The 21,528-nt window shown below is 38.6% G+C and carries 21 protein-coding genes; 13 read left to right on the forward strand and 8 right to left on the reverse strand.

The genetic code is table 11. The annotated features are described in order from the left end of the window. Nucleotides 1–7 precede the first annotated feature (7 nt). From DUT70_RS13310 to DUT70_RS13325, 4 genes are all read right to left on the reverse strand, one after another. The gene (locus tag DUT70_RS13310) at nucleotides 8–937 is read right to left on the reverse strand and encodes a TIGR01777 family oxidoreductase (RefSeq protein WP_113647841.1); all 930 of its coding nucleotides are present in this window, start codon (nucleotides 935–937) and stop codon (nucleotides 8–10) included. Nucleotide 938: 1 nt separating this feature from the next. Further along, nucleotides 939–1,757: a thiol-disulfide oxidoreductase DCC family protein gene (locus DUT70_RS13315; RefSeq protein WP_113647842.1), complete on the reverse strand. Its 819-nt coding sequence runs from the start codon at nucleotides 1,755–1,757 to the stop codon at nucleotides 939–941. A gap of 81 nt (nucleotides 1,758–1,838) precedes the next feature. Continuing rightward, on the reverse strand, nucleotides 1,839–2,345 hold the full coding sequence (locus DUT70_RS13320; RefSeq protein ID WP_113647843.1) for a GbsR/MarR family transcriptional regulator: 507 nt from the start codon (nucleotides 2,343–2,345) through the stop codon (nucleotides 1,839–1,841). A 53-nt stretch (nucleotides 2,346–2,398) separates the two neighbouring features. Then, nucleotides 2,399–3,472 carry an acyltransferase family protein gene (locus DUT70_RS13325; RefSeq protein WP_113648157.1) on the reverse strand — a complete coding sequence of 358 codons (1,074 nt, stop codon included), beginning with the start codon at nucleotides 3,470–3,472 and terminating at the stop codon, nucleotides 2,399–2,401. A 460-nt stretch (nucleotides 3,473–3,932) separates the two neighbouring features. On the opposite strand from DUT70_RS13325, the gene DUT70_RS13330 reads away from it, so the two are divergent. The 13 genes from DUT70_RS13330 (at nucleotide 3,933) to rfbA (ending at nucleotide 17,092) form a co-directional block, all read left to right on the forward strand. Next, on the forward strand, nucleotides 3,933–4,784 hold the full coding sequence (locus DUT70_RS13330) for a UDP-2,3-diacylglucosamine diphosphatase (protein WP_113647844.1): 852 nt from the start codon (nucleotides 3,933–3,935) through the stop codon (nucleotides 4,782–4,784). Nucleotides 4,785–4,813: 29 nt separating this feature from the next. Further along, nucleotides 4,814–5,800 (forward strand): glycosyltransferase family protein, encoded by a 987-nt coding sequence (locus DUT70_RS13335; RefSeq protein ID WP_113647845.1) that lies wholly within the window; start codon nucleotides 4,814–4,816, stop codon nucleotides 5,798–5,800. Nucleotides 5,801–5,829: 29 nt separating this feature from the next. Next, nucleotides 5,830–6,807 carry a DUF6427 family protein gene (locus DUT70_RS13340; protein WP_113647846.1) on the forward strand — a complete coding sequence of 326 codons (978 nt, stop codon included), beginning with the start codon at nucleotides 5,830–5,832 and terminating at the stop codon, nucleotides 6,805–6,807. Nucleotides 6,808–7,061: 254 nt separating this feature from the next. Further along, entirely contained in the window at nucleotides 7,062–7,802 is a 741-nt protein-coding gene (locus tag DUT70_RS13345) for a type III pantothenate kinase (RefSeq protein WP_113647847.1), read from the forward strand. Next, nucleotides 7,783–9,114 (forward strand): outer membrane protein transport protein, encoded by a 1,332-nt coding sequence (locus DUT70_RS13350; protein ID WP_240432114.1) that lies wholly within the window; start codon nucleotides 7,783–7,785, stop codon nucleotides 9,112–9,114. The genes DUT70_RS13345 and DUT70_RS13350 overlap by 20 nt, the downstream gene beginning before the upstream one ends. 69 nt (nucleotides 9,115–9,183) lie before the next feature. Next, complete coding sequence (locus DUT70_RS13355) at nucleotides 9,184–9,795, forward strand: LptA/OstA family protein (protein ID WP_240432116.1); 612 nt, start codon at nucleotides 9,184–9,186, stop codon at nucleotides 9,793–9,795. A 140-nt stretch (nucleotides 9,796–9,935) separates the two neighbouring features. Further along, nucleotides 9,936–12,035 carry a peptidylprolyl isomerase gene (locus DUT70_RS13360; RefSeq protein ID WP_113647848.1) on the forward strand — a complete coding sequence of 700 codons (2,100 nt, stop codon included), beginning with the start codon at nucleotides 9,936–9,938 and terminating at the stop codon, nucleotides 12,033–12,035. Nucleotides 12,036–12,155: 120 nt separating this feature from the next. Then, nucleotides 12,156–12,671, forward strand: a complete 516-nt coding sequence (locus DUT70_RS13365) for a DUF2480 family protein (RefSeq protein ID WP_113647849.1) — start codon at nucleotides 12,156–12,158, stop codon at nucleotides 12,669–12,671. 128 nt (nucleotides 12,672–12,799) lie between these two features. Continuing rightward, complete coding sequence (locus tag DUT70_RS13370) at nucleotides 12,800–13,573, forward strand: DUF3108 domain-containing protein (protein WP_113647850.1); 774 nt, start codon at nucleotides 12,800–12,802, stop codon at nucleotides 13,571–13,573. Between the two features lie 78 nt (nucleotides 13,574–13,651). Then, nucleotides 13,652–14,218, forward strand: a complete 567-nt coding sequence (locus tag DUT70_RS13375) for a DUF3109 family protein (RefSeq protein ID WP_113647851.1) — start codon at nucleotides 13,652–13,654, stop codon at nucleotides 14,216–14,218. A gap of 78 nt (nucleotides 14,219–14,296) precedes the next feature. Next, complete coding sequence (rfbB, locus tag DUT70_RS13380; protein WP_113647852.1) at nucleotides 14,297–15,349, forward strand: dTDP-glucose 4,6-dehydratase; 1,053 nt, start codon at nucleotides 14,297–14,299, stop codon at nucleotides 15,347–15,349. After that, nucleotides 15,349–16,212 carry a dTDP-4-dehydrorhamnose reductase gene (gene rfbD / locus DUT70_RS13385; RefSeq protein WP_113647853.1) on the forward strand — a complete coding sequence of 288 codons (864 nt, stop codon included), beginning with the start codon at nucleotides 15,349–15,351 and terminating at the stop codon, nucleotides 16,210–16,212. Before rfbB ends, rfbD begins: the two co-directional genes overlap by 1 nt. A 19-nt stretch (nucleotides 16,213–16,231) precedes the next feature. Further along, complete coding sequence (rfbA, locus tag DUT70_RS13390) at nucleotides 16,232–17,092, forward strand: glucose-1-phosphate thymidylyltransferase RfbA (protein WP_113647854.1); 861 nt, start codon at nucleotides 16,232–16,234, stop codon at nucleotides 17,090–17,092. 149 nt (nucleotides 17,093–17,241) lie between these two features. Here rfbA and DUT70_RS13395 read toward each other — a convergent pair whose 3' ends face one another. The 4 genes from DUT70_RS13395 to nagA all read right to left on the reverse strand — a co-directional run bounded on the left by DUT70_RS13395 (nucleotide 17,242) and on the right by nagA (nucleotide 21,525). Next, nucleotides 17,242–18,981 carry an ABC transporter ATP-binding protein gene (locus DUT70_RS13395; protein ID WP_113647855.1) on the reverse strand — a complete coding sequence of 580 codons (1,740 nt, stop codon included), beginning with the start codon at nucleotides 18,979–18,981 and terminating at the stop codon, nucleotides 17,242–17,244. A gap of 89 nt (nucleotides 18,982–19,070) precedes the next feature. Then, nucleotides 19,071–19,634, reverse strand: a complete 564-nt coding sequence (frr, locus tag DUT70_RS13400; RefSeq protein ID WP_113647856.1) for a ribosome recycling factor — start codon at nucleotides 19,632–19,634, stop codon at nucleotides 19,071–19,073. Nucleotides 19,635–19,680: 46 nt separating this feature from the next. Next, nucleotides 19,681–20,388 carry a UMP kinase gene (gene pyrH / locus DUT70_RS13405; RefSeq protein ID WP_113647857.1) on the reverse strand — a complete coding sequence of 236 codons (708 nt, stop codon included), beginning with the start codon at nucleotides 20,386–20,388 and terminating at the stop codon, nucleotides 19,681–19,683. Nucleotides 20,389–20,427: 39 nt separating this feature from the next. After that, complete coding sequence (nagA, locus tag DUT70_RS13410) at nucleotides 20,428–21,525, reverse strand: N-acetylglucosamine-6-phosphate deacetylase (RefSeq protein WP_113647858.1); 1,098 nt, start codon at nucleotides 21,523–21,525, stop codon at nucleotides 20,428–20,430. Between the last annotated feature and the right edge of the window lie 3 nt (nucleotides 21,526–21,528).

A 21,528-nucleotide genomic window follows, 5' to 3' on the forward strand; every position in this document is an offset into this window, starting at 1 on the left:
CATCACTTTATTTCCTTAAACTTAGCAAATCTCTAGTCGCTACTCCTATCGTTGGATATTGGAACTTAAATCCACTTTCTTCCAGCACCTTTGGATAAACCCACCTGCTTTTTAAGATAAGTTCGGTTTCAGTGCCAATTAACCATGCGCCAAAAGTTAGCATCCAAGTTGGACAAGGTAAGCCTAGTGAAATTCCATAGGTGGTTCTAATTGTTTTCATCAATTCCGTGTTTTTGATAGCGTTTGGTGCGGTGCAATTTACAATGCCACTGATGCTTTCGTTTTCCAAAATCCATTGTGTGCTTAATGCCGCATCCTGTTCGTGTATCCAGCTTACATACTGCTCTCCATCGCCCTGACGACCGCCTAATCCAATTTTAACAAGGTTGAGTAATCGAGGAAACGCTCCATCAGCTCTACCAAAAACAATGCCCATACGGAGTGCAACTTTTCTAGTTTTGGGCGTTGAGATTCTAAAAAAGCTTTCTTCCCATTGTTTACAAACATCAATAGAAAAGCCGTAACCAATTTCGCCGTCAATTTCGTTTTGCGGCTGGTCTTCAGCATGTCGGTAAATAGTGGCAGAAGTTACATTGATCCAAACCCTAGGCGGATTTTCAATTTTCTCTATCACCCTGTTGAGTAGGAGCGTAGGAGTTACCCTAGATTCGATGATGGCGGTTTGGTTCTTCTGGGTATATCTGCAATTTACATTCTTGCCGCACAAATTAATTAACAAGTCGGCATTGCTCAAGTGTTCGCACCAGTCGCCTACGGTTTTTCCGTCCCAGCTAATGTACATGATATTCCCAGTTCCTTTTTGTTTTCTTCTCGCCAGGATGATAACTTCATTGGCCAAATCACCATAATGTTTCGCCAATACCTGGCCCAGATACCCGCTGCCGCCAGCAAGTACAATTTTTTTGAACTTTTTCATTTTATATATGAGTTATCATTAAACCTAAAACCAAAAGACGATAGACCACCCAGCTAATGCTCAGCAACAAGCCTAATTCCAATATTTTACTTCTTCTTAAGTGTTCTAAAAGCATTAAACCAGCGGTGAACATGAAATAGGCGATGTAGGGCAGAGAACTTAAATTGAAGACACTTCCAATCCATAGCATGGGAAGAAGTAAAAGACTTCCTGCTAATGAAATGGTCATCATGTTACCAAGGTAATCCCAAGTTTTCGCTGGGCGATAAAAGAGACAAATAATGCTTTGAAAAACCAACTGCCCACCACAGATCAGGTATTCTCTATAAGCATTACCCAAAGGCACCGTGGGACTCATTGCTTTGGCATAATGAGTTAGTATGCAAGCTACAGTCAACCAGCTTAAAAAGAGATAAATTAATCTGTATTGAAGTTTGAAGTCTGGTAAATGCTCATTTATTTTAGGTTTGGCTGGAACAATGACCTTCCTGTTAAAGGAAATTAAAGCGTAACATTTGCTCATGAGCCAAATAAATGGTTTGAAACCAAACAGCGGTTTAAATATAGGCATGGTATTGCCTAATATTTTGAAGATGCTGGCAATGCCATAGCTCACCTGCCCTGTTTCCTTGTTTACCAAAGCAATCTCGTTTACAGCTCGGTTCATATCCACATAAGGGCAAAGATTTGTTGGGATTTCCTGATACGGGCTTCTGCCATTAACATCCAACATTTTTGTCTTCACAAAAGCAGCCGTATAGATGTTGCACATTGGACAATTGGCGTCATAAAGAATCACGTGGTTGGCTAAAGGTTTCATGATTTTATTTTTTGAAGTTTCAGTAAAAAATGAAAGTTTGAATTAAAAAATAAAGCTGGTTAAGGCTTTGGTACTGTTTGTTTATTTGAATATTTTAAGGACGGAACCCCAAAACCAGCTCTCTTCTGCTTTTAACATGGTGTCAATCATCCTATCCGCATTGTTGGCCAACTTGTTAATGTCTGTTACCGATTTGTTGAACGTGGCGTAGGCTTTATCATTTTGATCACCCTCAACTGTTGAAAGCTCTTTTAAAACCTTAAGCATGGGTTCTAGTTCACGTTTTTTACGTTCTTTGGCTACCTGCCTCGCTACATTCCAAATGTCCTTATCAGCGGCAAAATATTCTTTTCTTTCCCCTGGTTTATGTTGTTTTTCTACCAGTCCCCAGTTAATGAGGTCACGTAAAGTCATATTGGCGTTTCCTCTGGAAATGTTAAGTTCGTCCATTACCTCTTCCGTGGTAAGGGCATCAGGACTGATGAGCAATAAAGCATGAACTTGCGCCATGGTTCTATTAATCCCCCATTCAGAGCCTATTCTGCCCCAAGCTTCAATAAATTTTTGCTTACCTTCTGCTAATTCCATGCTCAAAGGTAATTTTATTTTCTAAACTTTCAAATATTATTGAAAATAAAATATTATTTCTTCGGTGACAACCATTTCCTAATCGGTAAGTCATAAAATTTCATGGCTAAATAAGCCACTACCAACTGCATGGCAATGAGTGATGGAATAACCCATGTCAAGGTTTGCGTACTTGGTTGGGCTTGTCCGTAATAGTTTCCAAATGACCAAAGCACAAAATAGTGGGTAATGTAAAGTGGGTAGGAAATTTGCCCCGAGAACCTGCAAACGCCTTGATGCGTTGGATTTAAAGTAGCCCCCGCACCTAGAGAAACCAGTAGTGGGAAATAAACCACAATCATCAAAGGTTCGGTAATCAAGTTCCATTCGTCTCTAAAAGGCACAAAAAAGCTGGCGGCTAATAATAACGCCAATAATGGAAAACCTAAGCCATTTTTAATGATGAGCTGGTAGCGGAAAATGTACATACCCGCTAAAAAGGAGAAGGCAACCCTAGCACCACCATGCCAAAAATTATCTTTTGACCAACCTCCACTGATATTCCCTGCTGAATTTGCCACATAGAAAAGGCCAATTGCGGCTAATATAGCCAATAGCAATAACCAAATTCTTTTAAGGCGATGTAACACCAATGCGTAGGCAATGTTGGCTACATATTCCCAAAAAAGTGTCCATGCTGGAGCGTTTAAACCAAAATTATTGAAAGCTCTTTCGCCAATAATAGGATAAGGAATCATCAAAATGGATGCTAAAAAAAGCACCATTAATTTCCAACCGCTATAAGCTTCCCATTGGTTGCCAAAAGGATCGAAAATGAATGCCAGCAAACCCAATATAGAGCCCAATACCACTAGAGGATGCAACCTAACCAACCTTGATTTGAAAAATGTTTTTAATCCCATTTGGGGCAATCTGTCATCGTAGGCATAGGCCACCACAAATCCCGAAAGGCAGAAGAAAAAATCAACGGCTAAATAGGCATGGGCGATTAAATCTTTAGGATGAGGCGTGTACATTTCAATAAAATGGAACACCACCACGCCGAGGGCAGCAATGCCACGCAGGCCATCTAAAATTTCAAAATGTGTTTTGGTTTTTAAGGTCGGTTGCTGGGCAAATGCACTCATTTTAGTTCGGTTGAGTTTCAATATTAAGTATTACTGTTGGTTTGGGCAAAATTTTGGTGTATGTACGTTGTTACATAAACCCGATAGAGGCGTAAATACTTTTTGTTAAACTTTATGCTGTCATTCCGAGGAACGAGGAATCTGCTACTGAACAGCTTAACTAAGCAGATCCTTCGCTAACGCTCAGGATGACACCACCAAACAAAAAGATTGTAGCAAATAGCGGGGCTTTCATTTGCCAAGAATTTCAGACCTGGCTTTTCCAAATCCAAGAAAAACATAATGATGTGTTAACAATCAGTTAATCAGTGTGCTGCAATTTTGTATCAGATAATATTCTCAAAAGATGCTTGAACTATTTCTATTGGTATGCTTAATTGTTTTTGTGGCGTTTTTCTTTAGTCCGTACGAGTTAACTGTTGGCGAAGACGAAGATTAATTACTGTTCCCAAAATAATTTATGGAGAAAAGGAATGTAGAAATTGTGGTTATTTCTGATGTACATTTAGGTACGTATGGCTGCCACGCTAAAGAATTGCTGAAATACTTAAAAAGCATTAGACCCAAAACGCTGATTTTAAATGGCGATATCATAGACATTTGGCAGTTCAGCAAGCGTTATTGGCCCGAAACACACATGAAAATTTTACGCAAGCTGATGAAATTTGTGGTAGAGGGAGTGGATGTGTACTATTTGACGGGAAATCACGACGAATTGTTGCGCAAGTTTGCCGATATGAGCTTGGGATCTTTTTACCTGCAAAACAAACTGATTTTGGAAATTGATGGAAAAAAGGCCTGGTTTTTTCACGGAGATATTTTTGATGTGACCATGCAGCACTCTAAATGGCTGGCTAAACTGGGTGCCATTGGTTACGACAGTTTGATTTTATTGAACAGTATGGTGAATTGGGGCTTGAATTTGTTGGGAAGGGAAAAAATGAGTTTCTCTAAAAAAATCAAAGCCAAGTTTAAGGATGCGGTGAAATTTATCAATAGTTTTGAAGATACCGCGGCAGAACTGGCGATTGAGAACGGTTATCATTATGTGGTTTGTGGACATATTCACCAACCTGAAAAAAGAAATATTTTGGCCGAAGGTGGTGAAGTGATGTATTTGAACAGTGGTGATTGGGTAGAAAACCTTACGGCTTTAGAATACAATCACGGACAATGGGAAGTGTTTAAATACGAAGCCAAGAATTTTGAGAAGGATGAAGTGGAACTGGGTGAACTTTCGGATGGTGAAGACTTACATGGTAAGCTTGACGTGAATATTTTATTGCAAAAAATTAAACTCGGAATTGGCTAGTGCCTAAAAAATATTGATATTAGGAGCCAATGAAGATACTTTACGCGATACAGGGAACGGGCAATGGGCATGTAAGCAGGGCAAGGGAAATTATCCCGCTTTTACAGCAACATGGCGAAGTAGATTTATTGATCTCGGGCACACAGGTTGATGTGAAATTGGCTTATGAGATTAAATATCGCTTTCATGGTTTCAGCTTTATCTTCGGGAAAAAGGGTGGGGTAGATCACTACAAAACATGGAAAAACATGGACCTCTTTCAGTTTAGGAGAGATATGAAATCTATTCCATTGCAGGACTACAACCTTATCCTAAATGATTTTGAACCCATTTCTGCCTGGGCTTGTAAGTTGCAGGGAATCGAAAGTGTATCCTTAAGTCATCAAGCTTCATTTAAATCTAAAAAAGTACCACGCCCTAAAACCGTTGATTGGGGAAAGCTTATTTTGAGCAGGTACGCACCTACTACGCATCATATTGGTTTTCACTTTGACAGATATGACGATTTTATCTATAAACCTGTCATCAGAAGCGAAATTAGACAGTTGGTTGCTTCTAATCAGGGACATTATACGGTTTATTTGCCCGCCATTGATGATAAGGATTTGGTAAATGTGTTGAAACAAATTCCGCAAGTACGCTGGGAAGTCTTCTCTAAACATGCCAAGGTAGCTTATCATGATGCAAATGTGTTTGTAGAGCCAGTGAATAACGAAAAATTTAATGCAAGCATGGCGAGTTGTGAGGGTGTTTTTACAGGTGGTGGGTTTGAAGGACCAGCTGAAGCTTTACATTTGGGCAAGAAGTTGTTGGTAGCGCCAATGCGTTTTCAATACGAACAACAGTGCAATGCCTATGCTTTAAAACAATTCGGATTGCCTGTCATTTGGGGAAGTAACCGTAATTGGGTGCCTATCTTGAAAGAGTTTGTAGCCAATCCGCAAGAGCATCAATTTGATTTCCCAGACGAGACTGCTGCAATTATTGCAAATGCAGTAAACACTTTTGCCAGATAAATTTCTTTACTTTGCCTTCGTAATTTGGCATGATTAATCAGTTTAGAAGCTTACACCCTATTAACCTATTGTTATTGGTTGCCTATACCGTTTTAATGCGGTTGGCTATCTTTTTCAATTTACCTGCCGAACTTAATTTCGAAATACTCGAATCGTACACCAAGTTTTTCATCAACATTCCCAATAATGCGCTATCGCCAGAAGCCAATGTTTTTTTTGCTGCGGTAGTCGTATTGGTGCAAGCCTTAATTTTCAATCGGATTATCAATAACCATGGTTTGTTAAATAAACCGAGTTACCTGCCTGCGTTGATGTACATTTCGGGAACGAGTTTATTTCTGCAATTTTTGGTGCTTAGCCCAGCATTAATTTGCAACTTCCTGATGATAGTGGTGATCGATAAGTTTTTAAAACTTGCCAAAACTTCAAACGCCATGAGCATTATGTTTGATTCGGGGATGGTGATTGCTATTGGCACATTGATTTACTTTCCCTTCATCATGTTGTTGTTGATGTTGTGGCTCAGTTTGTTGTTGTACAGACCTTTTAACTGGCGGGAATGGGTTTCTGGAATCATTGGATTTTTGACCATTTTTATGTTTGTGGCTGTCTTTTACTATTGGAACGATAGCATCGATCGTTTTTTTGATATTTGGCAGCCTTTAACCAATAAGTTTCCAATCAACCTGCAAATTAACTATAACGATTACTTGGTACTTATCCCTGTAGGTTTAATCATGATCATGGCAGTGATTCAGCTGCGGGAAAACTTCTTTAGGAGCTTTATCAGTACCCGTAAAGCTTTTCAAATGCTGTTTTTTATGTTCGTCATCAGCATTGTTAGTTTTTACACCAAAAGAGGCGTTACCGTAGCACATTTTGTGCTGTGTGTGCCATCTGGTGCCATATTGCTTGCCTACTATTTTTCAAACGCAAAAAAGAGGTGGTTTTACGAAACACTTTTTCTGATTTTAGTGGTGTGCATCCAATACTTTTTGTTTGTTTAAACATCACCACAAATACACAGATTAAATAGAAATGTATGGGTAGTTTAAAGGCCCGCATTGGGTTTATTTTTTGAAGTTGAAATTTGAAAATGGGTGTATCTGTGGCTCAAATATATTCTACAAATAATTGGAGTTTAACCTTTTTTAACAAAATGATACCTCGAAACTTGCCAAAGATGGTTAGCTTTGTGACATGAAACTGTTGACAATGTTTCTTTCTATTCGTAATTCGTTGTTGGTAATGTAAATATTTGATGAATAATCTAGTCATAGATATTGGCAATACCTATAGCAAACTAGCAGTCTTTGAGCAAAAAGAACTCCTCTATTTCGAGCAGCTTGAAAAAATAGAAGAGGCTAACCTCTTAAAACTAATTACCGAATATAAGATTGTGAGTTCAACGGTTTCTAGCGTGAGAAACCAGATAGACGATTTGGAAAAACTGCTAAAACAACATACTACTTATGTGCGCTTTAGTACCCAAATTGTAGGCGGAGTAAAGAGTTATTACGAAAGCCCACAAACTTTGGGTTTGGACAGATGGGCAAAAGTAATTGCGGCGCATTGTTTATACGCTAGTCAAAATACACTTATGATTGATGCGGGAACCTGTATTACTTATGATGTACTTACGGCCAACAATGAATACTTTGGAGGAAGTATAAGTTTGGGTTTGAATATGCGTTTTAAAGCATTGAACCATTATACGGGGCGTTTGCCCTTGGTGATTTGGGATAATAAAACGCAGGAAGTGATAGAAGAAGGGACCAATACCCAAAAGGCCATTAAACGAGGCGTATTACAGGGTGCGGTAAATGAAATAGAAGGTTTTATTGCCTTAGAACAGCAAAGAAACCCCAATTTAAAAGTGGTATTAACTGGAGGTGATTCGGTTTTTTTGAACAAGCAATTAAAAAATAGCATATTTGCCGCCCAGATTACTCATGAACCCTATTTGGTTTTAAAAGGATTGAATGAAGTTATTACATTATAAAATGAACAAAAAAATGAAGCATGTTTATGTTGCTTGCTTACTAATGGCTTCTTTCGGAGCTTATGCGCAAACAACCGTGCAGTCGCCATATTCTAAATTTGGTTTAGGAAACCTTAAAGGTTCGGTTTTGCCTAACCAAAGAGCTATGGGTGGAATTTCTGCTGGTGTTTTTAGGTCGAGCTACATCAATAATATCAACATGCAAAACCCGGCTTCTTACGCAGGGATTAATTTAACCACTTTGGATATTGGTATGTCGGGAAGCTTTGCTAATTTAAAAACCAATACCTTAAGCGAAAATAGCTTCAACTCTTCATTGAGTCATTTGGCAATGGCCTTCCCAGTAACCATGAAATCGGCATTAAGTGTTGGTATTTTGCCTTACTCGGAACTGGGCTACAATTTCAGTAACCGAATGACTGTAGGTACAACTACCGACAATACTAAGACGGTAGATTATTTGTATAGTGGCGAGGGAGGTTTGTCCAAAGCCTATATTGGTTACGGTATTCAATTTGGCGACCACTTTAGGGTTGGTGCTAATGCAGAATATCTATTTGGTAACTTAATCCAAAACCGTTCAACAGAATATGTGAATGAGGCGGGCGCCATCAATTCACGTGATCAATTGAAAAATAGTGTTGCTGGTTTTAACTTTAGCTACGGTGCACAATACGATTTTCGCTTGGGAAATAAAACTTCATTAGTGTTGGGCTACTCTGGTTCTTCAGCTTCGAAGTTAAATTCAGAAAAGAGCCAGTACATTACCATTTATCAAAAAGATTCACAAGGTAATGAACTATCAGCCTTAGATACCTTGTCGGCTGTTGAAAATGGAAAAACTAATCTGAAATTGCCTTTGGTACATAATTTTGGATTTACCTTGGTGAAAGAAAATAAATGGTTAATCGGGGCGGATTATCGTACAGGTAAATGGTCAGAAATGTCTATCGACAATGTTAACCAAAACCTGAAAGATACTTACGGATTTTCTGTAGGGGGACAATTTACACCTGATGTTACGGCTATTAACGGTTATTTCAAAAGGGTAGATTATCGTTTGGGCTTTACCTACGACAAGACTTATATCCAGATGAATAATCAAGATGTGAAGCAAATGGCATTAACGGTTGGTTTAGGCTTGCCTTTACAACCTGCTTATGCAAGATCATCATTCTATAAAATGAACATTTCTGCAGAAATTGGAAGAAGAGGAAAAGTAAGTAATGGCTTAATTCAAGAGCGTTACGTAAACCTTCACTTAGGTTTCATGTTGAACGATAAGTGGTTCCAAAGATTTAGGTTCGATTAAGAGGCATTATTCGATTGTTGAATTGTGGCAAATAAAGGTCAAGGTTTAAAGGTTAATAGTCGATGGTCAATGAGCCCTCTTCACTCAAACTCAGGTTTTGCTACTCAACCTTTCCGATTTCCTCTTTTCCCTTCCTATGTTCTGTTTGCCGCTTTATGCTTATTGCTTTCGGCCTGCGAAGGTGACGACCTTAAGAAAGTTTCGGCCATTGCAGCAAATAAAATTACGCTAAGCAGAGAACGTACTTATGGTGTAGAGATCGTTTACAGCGATTCGGCCAAAGTAAAAGCCAAAGGTTATGCGCCTATTTTAGATAAAGTAACACCATCTGCTGGTGCTAATTACAGTGAGATGCCTAAAGGCGTAAAAATTTATTTTTACGACGAATTTATGAAAACCAAGGGTAGTATTACCTCTGGTTACGCGATCAATAAAGAAACCGAAAGGATCACTATTTTTAGGAAAAACGTTATAGTGGTAACCGATAATATGACCTTTAATACAGAGGAATTGATTTGGAATGAGAATACCAAAATGTACAATTCGCCAACAGGGACAGTAACCACCAAAGATGGGAATGTGCTGAGAGGAACCAGTTTTTCGGCCCCCCAGGATTTCAGTACTTATAGCATTACTTTACCTTCTGCGGACGCTTATATCGAGAACGGAAAACTGCCATAGAACCACAAAATTTTCACGGATATCTGCCTAGTTTTCAAGTCGAAAAACAATTGAAATTTAATATTTTCTAATTTGTCGCAAATTTGTATCTTGCGCCCTCTTAAAATTTACTAACAAAATAAAGATTTATAAAGAATAATATGGGTTTAATGACTTTCATGCGTACCAAAATGGGCTACTTTTTAGTGGGTGGTATCGCAGTGGTGCTGGCGTTATTTGTTTTAGAGCCATTGTTGCAACAAGGTTCAGCAATATTTGGTGCGGCATCAAGAACAGTTGTAGGAAGCATTGATGGCGAAGACGTAAAGTATGACGCATTCAATACAAAAGTAGAACAAACTTCTGCTCAGTTTAAACAACAGTACGGTGGCGTGATGAATGCCCAAATGCAATCAATGGCAGTAGACCAAGCTTGGCAAGCCGAAATTGCCAATGTAGTGCTAGGTAAAGAATTCGAACGTGTTGGATTAGCAGTTTCTTCTGATGAGCTTTTTGATTTGGTTCAAGGTAAAAACCCAAGTCCGCTGATTACGCAATACTTTGGTAATCCACAAACAGGTGAGTTTGATAGAACTGCGGTAATGACTTCTTTGAAAAGCAGAGATAAAAATCCTCAGCTAGCACAACAATGGTTGATGTTGGAAAACGAAATCGAAAAACAAGCGCTTCAAGCAAAATATACCAAATTAGTAAGCAACTCTGTTTACGTAACTACTTTGGAAGCAAATGATGAGTATATCAACCGTAACAAGTTGGTAAACTTTAAATATGTAAACCTTGATTATAGCTCTATTTTAGATGCAAATGTTAAATTGACTGATGCAGACTACAAAGAGTACTATGACGAGAACAAAAAACGTTTTGACAATCCAGCAGAAAGAAGAGATTTCAAATATGTTTCTTTCAGTATTTTACCTACTGCTGCAGATAGCGCTATTGTAAAAACCCAAATCGAGAAATTAGCGGCTGATTTCAAAACAACGCCTAATGATTCGTTGTTCGCAGCAAATAACTCAGACGTTAAAGTTCCTTATACTTACCTTTCAAAAGGTAAATTAGATCCAGCAGTTGATTCAGTAATCTTCAACTATCCAGCAGGAAGTTTCTATGGACCAAAATTCTCTGGAAACTCTTATAAGTTGGTTAAGGTGATTGATAGCCGTTTTTCTCCAGATTCAGTTAAAGCAGCGCACATTTTAATTAACCCAGCGCAAGTTGGTGGCGAAGACAAAGCTTTCAAATTAGCTGACTCTTTAAAATCATTAGCTCAAGGTGGTAGCAACTTTGGCGAATTAGCTAAAAAATTCAGTGTTGATGGTTCAAAAGACCAAGGCGGTGATTTAGGTACTTTTGCTCGAGGAGCAATGGTGGCAGAATTTGAAAATGCAGCTTTCAATGGTAAAGCAGGTGACATCAAAGTGGTTAAATCTCAATTTGGTGTACACGTGATCAAAATCGAAAAACAAGTAGGTTCATCTAAAGTGGTGAAATTAGCCTACATCGAGAAAAACTTAGCGCCTAGCCAAAAAACAAGAGATGCAGCTTACAAAAAAGCAACAGCTTTCTTAGCTGAAGTGAAATCTGATAACTTCACCACTTTAGCTCAAAAACAAGGTTACACCGTTGGTGTCGCTGATGCAATTACAGCTACTCAAGGATATGCGCCAGGTTTGGATAATCCACGTCAACTAATTAGAGAAGGTTACGAAGCCGATAAAGGTGATGTATTGCCACAGGTTTACACCATGGACAATGCTTATGTAGTAGCTCAATTAACAGGCATTAAACCAAAAGGTCAATTATCTTTAGAAGATGTGAAGAAACAAATTGAGCCTCAAGTGTTAAATGCGAAAAAAGCTAAAATGTTGACCGAGAAATTTGACAAAGCATTAGCTGGAGCTTCTAGTATTGATGTAGTAGCACAAAAAGTAGGTAAAACAGCTACTCCAGTTCAAAATATGGTATTTGCTAATCCTATTATTCCAGGCTTATCGCAAGAGAATAAAGTGATTGGAACAGTGTTTGGTTCACAAGTTGGCAAACTTTCTAAAGCTGTTAGTGGCGACAGAGGCGTATACGTTTTTGTAGTAGAAGGTTTCACCAATCCAGCACCTTTAGCAAATACATTCAAGCAAAAAGAAGGGATGTTGATGAACATCAGCCAACGTGCGTTAGGCGGAGCATTCCAAGCTTTGCAAGAAAAAGCAGACATAAAAGACAATAGGGTGAAATTCTATTAATCTTATTTACTTAATTTTGTAACCGTCCAAGCTTCAAACTTGGGCGGTTTTTTGTTTTAAAGGAAGTTAGCAGGCTTTAGCTCTTTTAACTTTTGATTTTACACTTTTTGACTTAGCAAAATGGATATTCAAGAAAACATCGTTAATAAAGTTGCCGCTAGCGGATTAATCACTTTTAATTTGGAAGATTATCTAGAAAATGGTGAACGTTTGCTGTACGATATCAAAGACAACCTTTTTCACGGACTAATGTTGAGAGAAAAAGATTTTCGTGAATTTGTAAAGGAACATGATTGGCAACAATATCAGGATAAGAATATCGCTATAACCTGTACCGCAGATGCCATTGTGCCTACTTGGGCTTATATGTTGCTGGCCAATAAAATGAAGCCTTTTGCAAATGAAGTAGTTTTCGGTAATTTGGATACTTTGGAAACCCAGTTGTTTTCAAAAGCCTTGGCAAAAGTTAATTTGGAAGAATATGCAGGACAAAGGGTGGTGGTTAAAGGTTGTGCAAATCCTCAAATTCCAATTTCAGCTTATGTGGAAATTACGGCACTGTTAACACCCGTGGTTAAAAGTTTGATGTATGGTGAGCCGTGCTCTACCGTACCGCTTTACAAAAGGAAAGATTAGCCATTTTGTTTTTGTGAAAGCGTATATTTGCCTAGATTTTATTCTCTGGTTTATGCGTTTTAACAAATGTTAACATCTGCTCTGTTATATTTTTTAAAAATTGGATTACTTTTTGTTTTAACTAGGGCATGAGAAAATTAGCGTTAATATTAGCGATAGTTGCTTGTGGGAAGTTTTCCCTTGCCCAAGAGCTCCCCATTAAAAAGGAAACTGCTTTTAAGGAAGGAGAAGTACTCAGCTATAAACTAAAGTACGGTTTTATCACGGCTGCCGAGGCGACCATTAAAGTAGAAGCTTCGGATATGAAGTTTGATGGAAATCCAACCTATCGTTTGGTGGTTGATGCACGCACATCGGGTACTTTCGATATTTTTTATAAAATCAGGGACCATTATGATTCCTACATCCATAAAACGGAACTTACCCCTTACTTTTATCAGGAGGACGTTAGAGAAGCAAATTATCGTAGGCAAGATAAAGCAAGGTTCTATCAAGATGGCAAAAAGGTAGTGGCTAACAGAGGAACCTTTACTACCCCAACTACACAAACTTTTGATTTAGTTTCTGCCTACTACTTTGCTCGTAGCCTAGATATTTCCAAATTAAAAATCAACGATACCTTTAAGCTCAATTATTTTTTGGGTGATGAAATTTCGTCCCTTGAAATACAATACATTGGTAAAGAAACCATAAAATCTAAACTCGGTAAAATCAACTGTCTTAAATTTAGTCCGTCAATTAAGCCAGGACGTATTTTTAGAAAGGATAGTAAATTGTACCTTTGGATTACCGATGACGGAAACCGAGTTCCTGTAAAAGCACAGGTAGAAATATTAGTCGGTTCGGTAACACTAGAAATTAAATCGGCCGAAGGCCTAAAATACCCAATTGGAAAAGGTTAATTGTTTAATCGTTTAATTGGTATTGATGATTTAATAACAGTTAACCGATTTATACAATGCAACGATTAAACATAAATAATGATTGAAGTTCAAAGTACCTTATTACATGAAGATCTTATTAAAGAAGATTTTGTATGTAATTTAAGCAAGTGTAAAGGAATTTGTTGTGTGGAAGGAGATGCAGGTGCTCCACTTGAGCAAGCAGAAAAGGAAATATTAGAGGAGATATACCCTAAAATAAAGCATTTACTAGCTCCAAAAGGCATTGCTGCCATCGAAGAATACGGTACTTCAGTGTTGGATTTGGATGGAGATTTAACTACCCCTTGTGTAGACGGCCATAAAGAATGTGCTTACGTAACCTTTGAGAATGGCATCACCAAATGTGCTATTGAAAAGGCTTATGAACAAGGTTTGGTAGATTGGAAAAAGCCAATTTCATGCCACTTGTATCCAATAAGAATTACCCAATATCCAGAATTTGAAGTGCTGAACTACGATAGGTGGCATATTTGCAAAGATGCTTGTACTTTCGGGAGAGAACTAAAAGTGCCCGTTTATAAGTTTCTTAAAGACCCTCTGATTAGAAAATACGGAGAAGACTGGTATACAGAACTCGAAGAGAATTTAGCAAACAATAGCTAAATCAATTCCTTAATTATTTTAACTTTAGATAAATAGAGACATTCTTATATTTTTGTAGGAACAACATACATTATTGCTTTGAAGAAAATACTAATCACAGGCGGTGCCGGCTTTATTGGCTCTCACGTAGTACGTAGGTTTGTAAATACCTATCCAAACTATCAAATCGTAAACTTGGATAAATTAACCTATGCGGGGAATTTAGCCAACCTTAAGGACGTTGAAAACCAGCCCAATTATCGATTTGTTAAAATAGATATTATAGATGCGCAGGCCATTAATGAATTATTTGCTGAGGAGAACTTTGATGCGGTAATACATTTGGCTGCCGAAAGTCATGTAGATCGTTCAATTGTTGATCCTACAGCTTTTGTAATGACCAATGTGATTGGAACTGTAAATCTTTTAAATGCAGCCAGAGAGTATTGGAAAGGTGCTTATGATCAAAAGCGGTTTTACCATGTAAGTACCGATGAGGTATATGGTGCTTTGGGAGAAACAGGTATGTTCACAGAAACAACCGCTTATGACCCACACAGTCCTTACTCCGCTTCAAAAGCAAGCTCCGATCATTTTGTAAGAGCCTACCACGATACGTACGGAATGGATTGCGTGATCTCTAACTGCTCTAATAACTATGGTTCGCATCATTTCCCTGAAAAGTTAATTCCTTTGGCTATTAACAATATCAAAAACAACAAACCAGTACCTGTTTATGGTAAAGGTGAAAATGTTAGAGATTGGCTTTGGGTAGAAGATCACGCAAGAGCCATTGATGTGATTTTTCATCAAGCAAAAACAGGTGAGACCTATAACATTGGCGGGCATAACGAATGGAAAAACATTGATCTTATTCATTTGCTTTGCAAAATCATGGATAAAAAGCTAGGACGTAAAGAAGGGGAGTCAGCTGAGCTCATCACTTTCGTTACCGATAGAGCTGGCCATGATTTGCGTTATGCTATTGATTCAACCAAACTACAAAAAGAATTGGATTGGGTGCCAAGTCTACAATTTGAAGAAGGATTGGAGAAAACCGTAGATTGGTACTTGGCTAATGACGAATGGTTAAACAATGTGACTTCTGGTAATTATCAGTCTTATTACGAAAAACAGTACAAGAACAGATAATGGGTAATATCGTTGTGATAGGGGCAGGTGGTCAATTAGGCCAGTGCATCAAAAAAATAGTAGGTTTAAGAGCTGTTGAAAATGTAGTATTTCCTGAGGAAAATACCGCTAACATTTTGGACGTTCCTGCTTTAGAACTTCTATTTGAACAAACCAGCCCTGCTTATGTGATCAATTGCGCAGCCTATACTGCCGTTGATAAGGCCGAAGATGAAGCAGCTATTGCCAAAGCGGTAAATGAAACAGGCGCTAGAAATTTAGCTCAACTTTGTAAAAAGCATCAAGCCACACTCATCCATATTTCTACTGATTTTGTATTTGAAGGTACAGAAGTAAAGCTATTGAAAGAAGATGACAAGGCCCATCCAATTAGCGTTTATGGCGCAACAAAGTTGGATGGAGAACTAGCAATCATCAACGAATTGGATAATCATGTCATTATTCGTACCAGTTGGTTGTATTCAGAGTTTGCCAATAACTTTGTGAAAACCATGTTAAAGCTAGGTGCTGATCGCGATGAGTTGAGTATTATTGCCGACCAAGTAGGCACACCTACGTATGCGATTGACCTTGCCAATGCGATATTTGACATCATTCAATATCCAGAAAAGAAATACGGTACTTATCACTTCAGTAATGAAGGCGTCACCTCATGGTATGATTTTGCAAAAGCGATATTCGACCTGAGTGGCACAAAAGTGAAGGTAAATCCAATACCAACAAGCGCTTATCCAACCAAAGCAAAAAGGCCTCCTTTTTCGGTAATGGATAAAACCAAAATAAAAGCCGACTACGACGTTCAAGTGCCCTACTGGCTAGATAGTTTAAAGGTTTGCATTGAGGCGCTTAAATCTAATCATTAATCAAAAAAAAAGACTCTATATGAAAGGGATAATATTAGCTGGCGGAAGCGGCACCAGATTGCATCCATTAACCTTGGCTTGCAGCAAGCAAATGATGCCAGTTTATGATAAGCCAATGATCTACTATCCATTGTCGACCTTGATGCTGGCTGGGATCAATGAAATTCTGATCATTTCAACCCCTCATGATTTGCCTAATTTTCAGAAGCTGCTTGGCGATGGAACTTCTTTAGGTTGTAAATTTAGTTATGCAGTGCAACCAGAACCTAACGGATTGGCACAAGCCTTTGTAATAGGAGAGGAATTTATCGGTAAGGATAAAGTGGCTTTAGTATTAGGCGATAATATTTTTTATGGCGATGGCATGGCCAAGCTTTTGCAAAGCAGTGCCAATCCAGAAGGAGGTGTTGTTTTCGCTTACCAAGTGTCAGACCCAGAACGATATGGTGTGGTTGAGTTTGATAAGGACAACCAGGTGATTTCTATTGAAGAGAAACCTACGCAGCCAAAATCAGATTATGCGGTGCCAGGTTTATATTTCTACGACAACGAAGTGGTAGAAATCGCCAAAAATATCAAACCTTCTCCCCGTGGAGAATATGAAATTACTGATGTTAACAAGGTTTATTTAGAGAGAGGAAAATTGAAGGTAGGCGTGTTAAGTCGCGGGACAGCTTGGTTAGATACTGGAACCTTTGCCTCGTTGATGCAAGCTGGACAATTTGTGCAGATTATTGAAGAAAGACAAGGTTTAAAGATTGGCTGTATTGAAGAAATCGCCTATCGAATGGGATTTATCACGGCAGACCAATTAAAGGAAATTGCCAAACCCTTAGTGAAAAGCGGTTACGGCGAATATTTATTGAAGATCGTAAAATAAAAGATAAAGGCCACGAGTATTCGTGGCCTTTATCATAACCCGTCATTTCGAAGGAGGAACGACTGAGAAATCTAACGATTAGGATTAGCATGATGCTAGATTTCTCCATTCGCTGCGCTGCAGTCGAAATGACGAATCAATATTAAGTTTTACCTCTCCCCAACTTGCTGTCTCCACATGGCGTAGTACAGCCCTTTTTCTTCCAGTAAATCTTCATGTTTGCCCTGCTCGGTAATCTGACCCTTCTCCAGAACATAAATTCTATCAGCATGACGAATGGTAGACAAACGGTGAGCAATTAAAATGGTAATCTGTTCACTCAATTTAGATACATCTTTAATCGTTGCCGTAATTTCTTCTTCGGTAATCGAGTCTAATGAAGAAGTAGCCTCATCAAACACTAAAATATCTGGATTACGCAATAATGCTCTGGCAATAGATAGTCGTTGCTTTTCACCGCCAGAAACTTTTACACCGCCTTCACCAATAACACTATCTAAGCCTTTGTCGGCTCTGGCCAATAAAGTATGGCAAGCTGCTTGACGAAGTACTTTTAAACATTCCTCATCGCTGGCATTAGGCTTCACAAACTGTAAGTTCTCCCTAATCGTTCCTGAAAATAGTTGGGTGTCTTGAGTGACAAAGCCAATTTTTTCCCTCAATTGGTCAAGGTTGATTTCCTTGCCAGAAATATTATTGTAGAATACATTTCCTTCTACAGGTTGATAAAGACCAACCAACAGTTTCACTAAAGTAGTTTTGCCAGAACCAGACGGGCCAACAAAAGCAATGGTTTCTCCTTTGCTCACACTGAAGTTGATATGGTTCAAGGCATTGTTCTTGCCCGTAAGGTGTTTAAAACTGATATCGTTAAAGGTAAGCTGCTCAATTTTATGGAGCGGTTTCGGATTATCTGGTTTTTTGTCAATAGGAGTGCTCAGAATCGCTTTGAATCTGCCCAATGATACTTCGGCCTCTCTCCATGCTAAAATCACATTACCGAGCTCCTGTAGTGGTCCAAACAAGAAGAACGAGTAGAATAGGAAAGAGAAGTACTGTCCAGGAGAAATAGTATTGTCGAAAATTAGAATTAACAACACAACAATCATCACGCTGCGCACTAAATTAACCGTAGTGCCCTGTACAAAGCTCATGCTCCTTACAAACTTTACTTTTTTAAGCTCTAAACCTAGAATCTTGTAAGTGGTTTTATTTAGCCTTTCAATTTCCTGATTGGCCAAGCCTAAGCTTTTAACCAATTCAATGTTTCTAAGCGATTCTGTGGTGGAACCTGCCAATGCAGTAGTTTCAGCAACAATAGAACGTTGTATGGTTTTGATTTTTCGGCTTAAAAACCAACTGATAAAAGCAATAACTGGAATAGATGCAGTGTAAATTAAAGTCACTTTGTAACTCACCGATAAGGAGTAAACGATCACGAAAACCATTCCGATTAAACTCACAAATAGGATGCTGATGAAGGAAGTGATGAATTTTTCGCAATCAATCCTCACCTTTTGTAAAATACCTAGTGTTTCACCACTACGTTGGTCTTCAAAAACTTGATAGGGTAGTTCCAAAGAATGTTTCAGGCCATCAGCATACATTTTAGCGCCTACTTTTTGTACAATGATGTTGGTGAAATAATCTTGAAAGTTCTTCGCAATTCTGGAAACCATGGCGGCGCCAATAGCCAAGCCCACTAAACCCAGTACGCCCCAGATATATTCCGTACGTTCAAGGTTGTCTTTCCTTTCAATAAAACGGTCAACAATTTGACCTGTAAAATATGGGTCCATAAGGGAGAAGCCGATATTTACTGCAGCTAAAAATAGTGCAAGTACTACCACCCACTTATGCGCTTTGAGGTACTCGAGTAATAAATTCATTTTTGTTTTGTTGTGATTGGGATGCAAAAATAAAAAAAGGGAATGTAGCTGAGTTACATTCCCTTTTATATTACAATTTAACGATATTGTTAAACCGTCATGATGTCTTTTTCCTTCAGTTCTGCGTGTTTGTCTACCTTAAGGATATAATTGTCGGTAACTTTTTGTACTTCTGCCTCACCAACTTTGATTTCGTCATCAGATACGCTCTCTGCTTTCAATTTCTTGATTTTCTCGTTGGCATCTTTACGGATATTACGGATGGCGATTTTCCCTTTTTCAGCCTCTTCCTTCACCTTTTTTACCAGCTCTTTTCTACGCTCTTCAGTTAAAGGAGGAACAACCAAACGGATAATGGAACCATCATTTTGAGGATTGATTCCGATATTAGCTTCCATAATTGCTCTTTCAATAGGAATCAACATGTTTTTCTCCCATGGTTGGATAATCAAAGTACGAGCGTCTGGAGTATTAATTGCTCCAACTTGTGCCAAAGGTGTTGGGTTACCATAATAGTCAACCATAATGCCATCTAACATACCAGCAGAAGCTTTTCCTGCTCTAATTTTAGTCAATTCAGATTCACAGTGTGCAATTGCTTTATCCATATTGGCTTGAGCATCTGTGATCTGTTTCTTTATGAGGTCATTCATTGTTCTGAGTGATTTATATGCAAAAATATAAAATAAAGGGCAACATTTAACCTTTTACCAAAGTGCCAATTTCTTTGCCTTTAGCAATTTTCATGAAATTTCCAGCCTTGTTCATATCAAAGACGATAATTGGAAGATCGTTTTCCTCACACAAAGTAAAGGCCGTCATGTCCATTACATTAAGGTCTTTATCATAAACTTCTTTGAAAGATAATGTTTGGTATTTGGTAGCTGTTGGATCTTTTTCAGGATCGGCAGTGTAAATACCATCCACACGGGTACCTTTAAGCACTACGTCTGCATTGATTTCAATGGCTCTTAATGCCGCTGCCGAATCAGTAGTGAAGTAAGGGTTTCCTGTACCAGCACCAAAAATAACTACACGCCCTTTTTCCAAGTGCCTAACTGCTCTTCTTCTTACAAAAGGCTCGCAGATTTGCTCCATTTTAATGGCCGAAAGTAAACGGGTTTTTAAACCTACTTTTTCCAGTGCATCTTGTAGTGCCATGCTATTGATTACCGTGGCCAACATGCCCATGTAATCTGCTTGAGCTCTATCCATCCCAGATTTTTCAGCACTTAAACCTCTAAAAATATTGCCACCGCCTATCACAATTGCTATTTCTAGTCCTTCGTCGTGTACCGCTTTGATATCTTCTGCGTATTGCTTAACTCTTTCGTTATCAATGCCGTATTGCTTTTCGCCCATTAGCGATTCGCCACTCAGTTTAAGTAAAATCCGTTTATATTTCATAAAAGGCAAAATTATCAAGTTTTTTTAATTTGCTGGTGCTTAATTCAGTTTAATTTCCGCTCCTCTGAAAAATACTTGTTGCAATTCCATTTTTTCGTTTATCCTCACTAAGTTCGCTTCTGCATTAACAACAAGTTGCCCAATTTCGTTTTCTTTTTTGATCAGCTTTGCTGGATTTAAGGTGGCCATGTTAATGGCTTCCGTTAATGAAATGTCGCAATGCTTCACGCAGTTTTTAATGGATTGTAACATCGTCATTGCTGAGCCAGATAAAGTGCCGTCAGGCATTACAAACTTACCGTCTATCGCATGGTGCTGATATGGACCTGAATTACATTCCGCTACCGCATCGGTAATGAGGAACAAGCGTTCTTTCATCATCTTTGCTGCAATTTTTACCACTTCGAAATCTACATGCAATCCGTCTGCAATAATGCTGGCCATTGCTGTTGGATGGCTAAACACAGCGGTAGGAATGCCTGGCGCACGATGTTGGATCGGCGACATGGCATTAAACAAATGAGTAGTAGTTTGTATGCCTTGGTTATAGGCGGTCGTCGCTTGTTTAAAATTGGCGTTGCTATGTCCCAATGAGAGGACCACTTCATGATCTAATAAATATTGGATCACTTCATCATCCTGAAGTTCAGGGGCAAGTGTCATCATTTTGATGGTACCATCGCCAAAATCCAATAGCTGTTTAATTTCATCTAAGCTTGCTTTGCGAATGTATTCTTTAACGTGAGCACCTCTTTTTTCGGGATTGATAAAAGGTCCTTCCAAATGTAAGCCCATACAATTTCTGGAATCTTTCTCGTATTCCTTAATCACCGAGATACATTCATTGAATACTTCTGGCGTGTTTGTCGCTAAACAGATCAGAAAACTAGTTGTCCCCTCTCTTAAAAGTTGGTCTTCTATGATACGGATACTTTCCAGGCTGGGTTCAGCAGAAAAAAGCTTGCCAGCAGCACCGTAAATCTGTAAATCGATAAAACCAGGTAATAACAAGTCTGTGTCCGAATCTTTATTAATGGCATCTGCAATGTACTGTATTTTGCCATTTTGGATTTCAATATGTTGGTGTTTATGGATCTGGCCATTTGTAAAAACATCGATATCATCAAACGTTTGCATGGA

The sequence above is a fragment of the Pedobacter chitinilyticus genome, from assembly GCF_003313385.1.
GTDB lineage: Bacteria > Bacteroidota > Bacteroidia > Sphingobacteriales > Sphingobacteriaceae > Pedobacter > Pedobacter chitinilyticus.

What these genes read in the sequence shown, in the direction of transcription:
- rfbA (WP_113647854.1), top strand. Translation starts at nt 16,232, where the DNA reads ATGAAAGGGATAATATTAGCTGGCGGAAGCGGCACCAGATTGCATCCA.
- DUT70_RS13345 (WP_113647847.1), top strand. Translation starts at nt 7,062, where the DNA reads ATGAATAATCTAGTCATAGATATTGGCAATACCTATAGCAAACTAGCA.
- DUT70_RS13375 (WP_113647851.1), top strand. Translation starts at nt 13,652, where the DNA reads ATGATTGAAGTTCAAAGTACCTTATTACATGAAGATCTTATTAAAGAA.
- DUT70_RS13325 (WP_113648157.1), bottom strand. Translation starts at nt 3,472, where the DNA reads ATGAGTGCATTTGCCCAGCAACCGACCTTAAAAACCAAAACACATTTT.
- DUT70_RS13370 (WP_113647850.1), top strand. Translation starts at nt 12,800, where the DNA reads ATGAGAAAATTAGCGTTAATATTAGCGATAGTTGCTTGTGGGAAGTTT.
- DUT70_RS13320 (WP_113647843.1), bottom strand. Translation starts at nt 2,345, where the DNA reads ATGGAATTAGCAGAAGGTAAGCAAAAATTTATTGAAGCTTGGGGCAGA.
- nagA (WP_113647858.1), bottom strand. Translation starts at nt 21,525, where the DNA reads ATGCAAACGTTTGATGATATCGATGTTTTTACAAATGGCCAGATCCAT.
- DUT70_RS13310 (WP_113647841.1), bottom strand. Translation starts at nt 937, where the DNA reads ATGAAAAAGTTCAAAAAAATTGTACTTGCTGGCGGCAGCGGGTATCTG.
- DUT70_RS13395 (WP_113647855.1), bottom strand. Translation starts at nt 18,981, where the DNA reads ATGAATTTATTACTCGAGTACCTCAAAGCGCATAAGTGGGTGGTAGTA.
- DUT70_RS13335 (WP_113647845.1), top strand. Translation starts at nt 4,814, where the DNA reads ATGAAGATACTTTACGCGATACAGGGAACGGGCAATGGGCATGTAAGC.
- DUT70_RS13315 (WP_113647842.1), bottom strand. Translation starts at nt 1,757, where the DNA reads ATGAAACCTTTAGCCAACCACGTGATTCTTTATGACGCCAATTGTCCA.
- DUT70_RS13350 (WP_240432114.1), top strand. Translation starts at nt 7,783, where the DNA reads ATGAAGTTATTACATTATAAAATGAACAAAAAAATGAAGCATGTTTAT.
- DUT70_RS13330 (WP_113647844.1), top strand. Translation starts at nt 3,933, where the DNA reads ATGGAGAAAAGGAATGTAGAAATTGTGGTTATTTCTGATGTACATTTA.
- frr (WP_113647856.1), bottom strand. Translation starts at nt 19,634, where the DNA reads ATGAATGACCTCATAAAGAAACAGATCACAGATGCTCAAGCCAATATG.
- rfbD (WP_113647853.1), top strand. Translation starts at nt 15,349, where the DNA reads ATGGGTAATATCGTTGTGATAGGGGCAGGTGGTCAATTAGGCCAGTGC.
- DUT70_RS13365 (WP_113647849.1), top strand. Translation starts at nt 12,156, where the DNA reads ATGGATATTCAAGAAAACATCGTTAATAAAGTTGCCGCTAGCGGATTA.
- pyrH (WP_113647857.1), bottom strand. Translation starts at nt 20,388, where the DNA reads ATGAAATATAAACGGATTTTACTTAAACTGAGTGGCGAATCGCTAATG.
- DUT70_RS13340 (WP_113647846.1), top strand. Translation starts at nt 5,830, where the DNA reads ATGATTAATCAGTTTAGAAGCTTACACCCTATTAACCTATTGTTATTG.
- DUT70_RS13355 (WP_240432116.1), top strand. Translation starts at nt 9,184, where the DNA reads ATGAGCCCTCTTCACTCAAACTCAGGTTTTGCTACTCAACCTTTCCGA.
- DUT70_RS13360 (WP_113647848.1), top strand. Translation starts at nt 9,936, where the DNA reads ATGGGTTTAATGACTTTCATGCGTACCAAAATGGGCTACTTTTTAGTG.